Source organism: Skermanella sp., from assembly GCF_059503625.1.
Window position 1 is genome coordinate 1 of sequence record NZ_JCACHA010001119.1, and the last position, 5,341, is coordinate 5,341.

Genomic DNA, 5,341 nt, shown 5'->3' on the forward strand with positions numbered 1-5,341 from the left:
GCCTTACCCGAAATATCCAAAGTGCAGTTGTTCGTTCCACATCCCGCCAAGAGCGGGCTTCTCAGGCTATGTGGCTGCCGGGTATAAGTTGATGATGCGGTCCCAATACTTCTTCGAGCGATCGGTGCATCCGACTGGCCATTCGACCGACGCCTCCTCTTCACGACGGATGCCGTGGACCCATCTCGGCTGGCCGGTACTGATCGCGACCCTGGGACTGCTTGCCACCGCCATCGCGACCGTCGCGACCTGGAAGTCGGTGGAGCGGACGGATCAGGAGCGTTTTCTGCGCGGGGTCGAACAGACCCAGGCCGCGATGCTCGACCGCATGGAGACCTACATCGCGGTCATCCGGTCCACCGCCGCCCTTTTCGCCGCGAGCGACGAAGTTACGCGGGCGGAGTTCAAGGCTTTCGTCACGAAGCTTACCCTGGGGGAGCGCTACCCCGGTATCCAAGGCATCGGCTACAGCGTGCACGTCCCGCCCGGTCGGGAAAAGCAGATCGAAGCCGACATGCGGACTCAGGGTGCCGAGGGGTTCCGGATCTGGCCGGACACGCCGAGGACCGAGATCAACACGATCATCTACCTGGAGCCGTTCGACCGCCGCAACAAGGTCGCGGTCGGCTTCGACATGTCGGTCGATCCGGTGCGCCGCGCCGCCATGGAGCGGGCGCGCGACACCGGGGAGCCTGCCTCGTCCGGCAAGGTCCGCCTCGTCCAGGAGATCGACCGGCAGGCGCAGTCGGGCTTCCTGATCTACGTGCCGGTCTATCGGAACGGCACCGTCCCGGCCACGGTCGAGGAGCGGCGCCGGCAGTTCCTGGGCCACGCCTATGCCCCGTTCCGCGCCGACGACCTGCTCGGCAAGCTCCTGGGAGGCGAGGCGAGGCCCTACCTGGCACTGGAGGTCCATGACGGCGAACCGGACACCGGTACGCTGATGCACCGTTCCGGAGACTGGAACGCCTTCAGCGACGTCCGCTACAGGATGGAACGCTCCCTGGAGGTGGCCGGCCGGCACTGGACGACCGTCTACATCGCGGGTCCCGGCCTTGAAGCGACATCGGGGCGCTGGCTGGTCACCGTCGTCGCCATCGGCGGACTGCTCGCCACGGCGATGCTGCTGATCGCCGCGTGGTTCCAGTCGCGCGCCCGCGCCGAAGCGGAGCGCGCTTCGGCGGCCGAGCTGCTGCGTGCGCAGGAACTCGAGATCATCAATGCCGTCGGCGCCGAGGTTTCGGCACAGCTCGACCTCGACCGGCTGGTGCAATCGATCACCGACGCCGCGACCCGCGTTTCGGGCGCCCAGGTCGGCGCCTTTTTCTACAACGTTCACGACGAACGCGGCGAATCCTACATGCTGCACGCGCTGTCCGGCGCCAATCCCCGCCTGTTCGCCGGCTACTCGATGCCGCGCAACACGGAGCTGTTCGCCCCCACCTTCCGGGGCGAGGCTCCGGTCCGGTCCGACGACATCACGAAAGACCCCCGCTACGGCAGGAACGCGCCGCACGGCGGCATGCCGCCGGGCCATCCCATGGTCCGCAGCTATCTGGCCGTCCCCGTCGTTTCCCGCTCCGGCGAAACGCTCGGCGGGCTGCTCCTCGGACACGGCAAGCCCGGAGTCTTCACCATCCGCGCCGAGCGGCTGGTCGCCGGCCTCGCCGCCCAGGCCGCCGTGGCGGTCGACAATGCCCGGCTGTTCGGCGCGGTCCAGAAGGAGGCGGAGCGCCGCAAGCTCCTGCTCGACGAACTCAACCACCGGGTCAAGAACACGCTGGCCGCCGTCCAGTCGATCGCACGCCAGACGTCGCGGTCCGCCCCGACGCCAGAGGCGTTTGCCGCTTCCTTCGAAGGTCGTCTGTTCGCCCTCTCGCACACCCACGACCTGCTGACGCGCGGCAACTGGGAAAACGCGCCGCTGGCGGAGCTTGCCCGGTCCGAACTGGCGCCCTACGGCCAAAGCCGCGCCGTGCTGAAAGGCCCGGCCGTGTTGCTGCCGCCGCAAGACGCCGTCGCGATCGGCATGGCCTTCCACGAACTGGCGACCAACGCCGCCAAATACGGAGCCCTGTCGGCTGCCGGCGGCCACGTGCGGGTCGGCTGGTCGATAGCCCCGGTCAACGGCAAGCCCTGGCTGAAGATCGTGTGGGAAGAAGCCGGCGGGCCTCCCGTATCGGCGCCGACGCGGCAAGGATTCGGCACGCGCCTGCTCGGTGGCGGGCTTGCCAATCAACTGGATGGAATGGTGACATTGGATTTCCCGGTCGGCGGCCTCCGCTGCGTGATCGAGTTTCCGCTTGTCACCGGCGCCGCTGCCGGAACCGGCGCCGATACGGAAACGAAACTGGCGGCCGGGGCGGTGGCGTGACCGAGGGTGATGCGGAACCGAGAAGCCTCGAGGCGCTGCGCGTCCTCGTGGTGGAGGACGAGATGCTGGTCGCCATGGAGCTGGGGGAAATCCTCAAGGGCTTCGGCTGCTTCGTGATCGGGCCCGCGTCGCGCATCCGCCACGCTCTCCAGCTCGCCGGCGAGGCGGAGATCGATGCCGCCGTGCTCGACGTCAACGTGGCCGGCGAAAAGGTCTTTCCGGTTGCCGAGGTGCTGACCCGCCGGGGCGTGCCGTTCGTGTTCGCCACCGGCTACGGCGCCGCCGGCATCGACGGCGTGTTCCCCGACAGTCCAATCCTTCAGAAGCCCTATGCGGAAGCGGCCCTGGCCGCGGCACTGACGGACGCCCTGTCGCGCTCGGCCGCCTGATCCGCCGGATCGCGCAAGGCCCGTGCCGTCACGGCTTGGTTCCGTCCACCGGCAGCGTAAAGTGAAAGGTGGCGCCGTGCCGGAGGTTGTTCGTCATCCACAGCCGTCCGCCGTGCGACTCGACGATCGACTGGCAGATCATCAGGCCCATTCCCAGCCCGTACGACTTGGTCGTGAAGAACGGCTCGAAGATGCGGTCCTCGTGCTTCGCGTCCAGCCCGGTGCCGGCATCCTCCACCGATACGACGATGGAGTACGGATCGTGGGCACCGGACCGGATGCGGAGCACGCGCGCCCGGTCGGTGACCGTGCTCATGGCGTCGATCGCATTCGTCACCAGGTTGGACAGGACCTGCTGGAGCTGGACCGGATTGCCGGTGACCGCCGGCAGGTCGCCGTCCAGCTCGGTCTGGACGGCGACGCGGCTCAACCTCGCATCGCTCTGCGTCTGCCCGAGCACATCCTGGATCAGCCCGTTGACGTTCAGCGGAAACCGGTCCTGCGCGCCCTTCCGGAACACCGTCCTGACGCTTTCGATGATCTTCGCGGCGCGGTGTCCGTCGTTGACGATGCTCTTCAGCGCCGCCTTGGTCTCGTCCAGGTCGGGATGTTCCCTTTGCAGCCAGCGCAAGCCCGCATCGGCATGGGTGACCATGCTCGTCAGCGGCTGGTTGACCTCGTGGGCGATCGAGGCCGACAGGACCTCCATCGTCGTCAGCCGCGCCTCCCGCGTCCGGCGTTCGGCCGAGACGGACCGCGCGAGCCGCGCGTACAGCGTCGTCGTCTCGGACAGCAGGACCAGCAGGACCAGGCTTGCCGACATCAGCCCATAAAGGCGGCCGGCCCACCAGCCGACGCTGAATCGGCCGGCGCTGATGTATCCCAGCAGGAAAGTCTCGATCAGCCAGACGCACAGGACGACCATCAGCCAGAGATCGAGCACCGAACGCCGCCGGGACCACAGCAGAGCCAGCGCCGCAAGGCAGAGGACCGACGCGGTTGCCGGAACGTAGCTCCAGATGGCGGAAACGCGTGATGCGTCGGTCATCAGGCGCGGCAGCAGGGCATCGTCCGAAACGCTGATCCAGGTCAGTCCGCAGATCGCGGCGACGACAGCCGCGATGCTCCCCGGAACGATCCTGTTCACGGGTCCGGACAGATCGCCCTCGGCGGGAGAGGCATCCTTCAGCAGGACGTAGACGAGCACGAACAGCGGCAGCCCGATGCGCCGGACCGCCGCGATCAGCGCCGTGCCCTGTATCCCGGCATCGAGCAGGCCGGAAGGCCCGAACACTCCGGGAAAGGTGAGGACCCACGGGATTATCAGCAGCGCCGTCGATAGGTAGCCTGCCGCCAGGACCAGCATGGCGCGGGAGCGCTGGATCGCGACCAGGACGAACAGCAGCGCCGAGGTGATCAGCTCGGCCATCAGCACGGCGGTCGCATAAGCCGGCAGCAGGATCTGCGTGCCGTTCAGCGGGACCCGTGCGAACGGTACCGTGACGATCAGGGCCAGCACCAACGCCCAAAGCACCCAGACAGCCAGCCGGACCTGCCCCCGGCTGGGCGGCACCGTCGAGACAAGAAATTTCCGGTCGTCCGGCAACTCGCTTTCCAGCCTCAGCATGTCCCGCCCAAACCGATCCAAAATCAATCAAGTCGCCCATCAGCCTTAACAGCAATACCAACGTATATATAAAAGAGACGCAGAGGCAATATCGCCCCCCGGCCGGATTCTTCATGCTGCGCGGCATCGCAGGGAATCAAGAAGAGGGACGAGCCATGGGCATCACCAACAAGCCGGAGCTTCTGACTCCGACCAATTGTCAGGTCATCTTCATCGATCAGCAGCCGCAGATGGCGTTCGGCGTTCAGTCGATCGACCGTCAGGTACTGAAGAACAACACCGTGGCGCTCGCCAAGGCGGCGAAGGTATTCGACATTCCGGTGACGCTGACGACGGTCGAGACGGAAAGCTTTTCGGGCCACACCTATCCGGAACTGCTCGGCGTCTTCCCCGACCACCCGATCCTCGAGCGCACCTCGATGAACTCCTGGGACGACCAGAAGGTCCGCGACGCGCTCGCCCGGAACGGCCAGAAGAAGATCGTCGTCTCCGGCCTGTGGACGGAAGTCTGCAACAACAGCTTCGCCTTCTCCGCGATGGCCGAGGGCGGCTACGAGATCTTCATGGTCGCCGACGCGTCCGGCGGCACCAGCAAGGAAGCGCATGATTACTCCATGCAGCGCATGATCCAGGCCGGCGTCGCACCGGTGACCTGGCAGCAGGTGATGCTGGAATGGCAGCGAGACTGGGCGCACCGCGATACCTACGACGCCGTCATGAACATCGTGCGGGAGCATTCCGGCGCCTACGGCATGGGCGTCGACTACGCCTACACGATGGTCCACAAGGCGCCCGAGCGCGTCAAGCACGGCCAGCGCCTGGATCCGGTCGCCGCGAACAAGCTGGCCGCCGAGTAACCCGGCGCAGCCTTTTCCTTCCCGTGGCGAGAGGTTTTTCCATGAAAGCCTATGTCATAACCCTCGCCGTCGGGCTGCTGGTCGGCGTCCTCTA

The 5,341-nt window shown here is 66.6% G+C and carries 4 protein-coding genes; 3 read left to right on the plus strand and 1 reads right to left on the minus strand.

What is annotated here, in order from left to right; translation table 11 throughout:
• Positions 1-91: 91 nt before the first annotated feature.
• Together AC5JJ6_RS40060 and AC5JJ6_RS40065 are read left to right on the plus strand one after the other, a co-directional pair.
• On the plus strand, positions 92-2,374 hold the full coding sequence (locus AC5JJ6_RS40060; protein WP_496047395.1) for a CHASE domain-containing protein: 2,283 nt from the start codon (positions 92-94) through the stop codon (positions 2,372-2,374).
• Positions 2,371-2,763: a response regulator gene (locus AC5JJ6_RS40065; protein ID WP_496047396.1), complete on the plus strand. Its 393-nt coding sequence runs from the start codon at positions 2,371-2,373 to the stop codon at positions 2,761-2,763. Before AC5JJ6_RS40060 ends, AC5JJ6_RS40065 begins: the two co-directional genes overlap by 4 nt.
• 28 nt (positions 2,764-2,791) lie before the next feature.
• On the opposite strand, the gene AC5JJ6_RS40070 is transcribed toward AC5JJ6_RS40065, so the two are convergent.
• Positions 2,792-4,390, minus strand: a complete 1,599-nt coding sequence (locus AC5JJ6_RS40070) for an ATP-binding protein (protein WP_496047397.1) — start codon at positions 4,388-4,390, stop codon at positions 2,792-2,794.
• A gap of 155 nt (positions 4,391-4,545) precedes the next feature.
• Here AC5JJ6_RS40070 and AC5JJ6_RS40075 point away from each other — a divergent pair, with 155 nt between their 5' ends.
• Entirely contained in the window at positions 4,546-5,247 is a 702-nt protein-coding gene (locus tag AC5JJ6_RS40075) for a hydrolase (RefSeq protein ID WP_496047398.1), read from the plus strand.
• Positions 5,248-5,341: the final 94 nt, after the last annotated feature.

What these genes read in the sequence shown, in the direction of transcription:
- AC5JJ6_RS40070 (WP_496047397.1), bottom strand. Translation starts at nt 4,390, where the DNA reads ATGCTGAGGCTGGAAAGCGAGTTGCCGGACGACCGGAAATTTCTTGTC.
- AC5JJ6_RS40060 (WP_496047395.1), top strand. Translation starts at nt 92, where the DNA reads ATGATGCGGTCCCAATACTTCTTCGAGCGATCGGTGCATCCGACTGGC.
- AC5JJ6_RS40075 (WP_496047398.1), top strand. Translation starts at nt 4,546, where the DNA reads ATGGGCATCACCAACAAGCCGGAGCTTCTGACTCCGACCAATTGTCAG.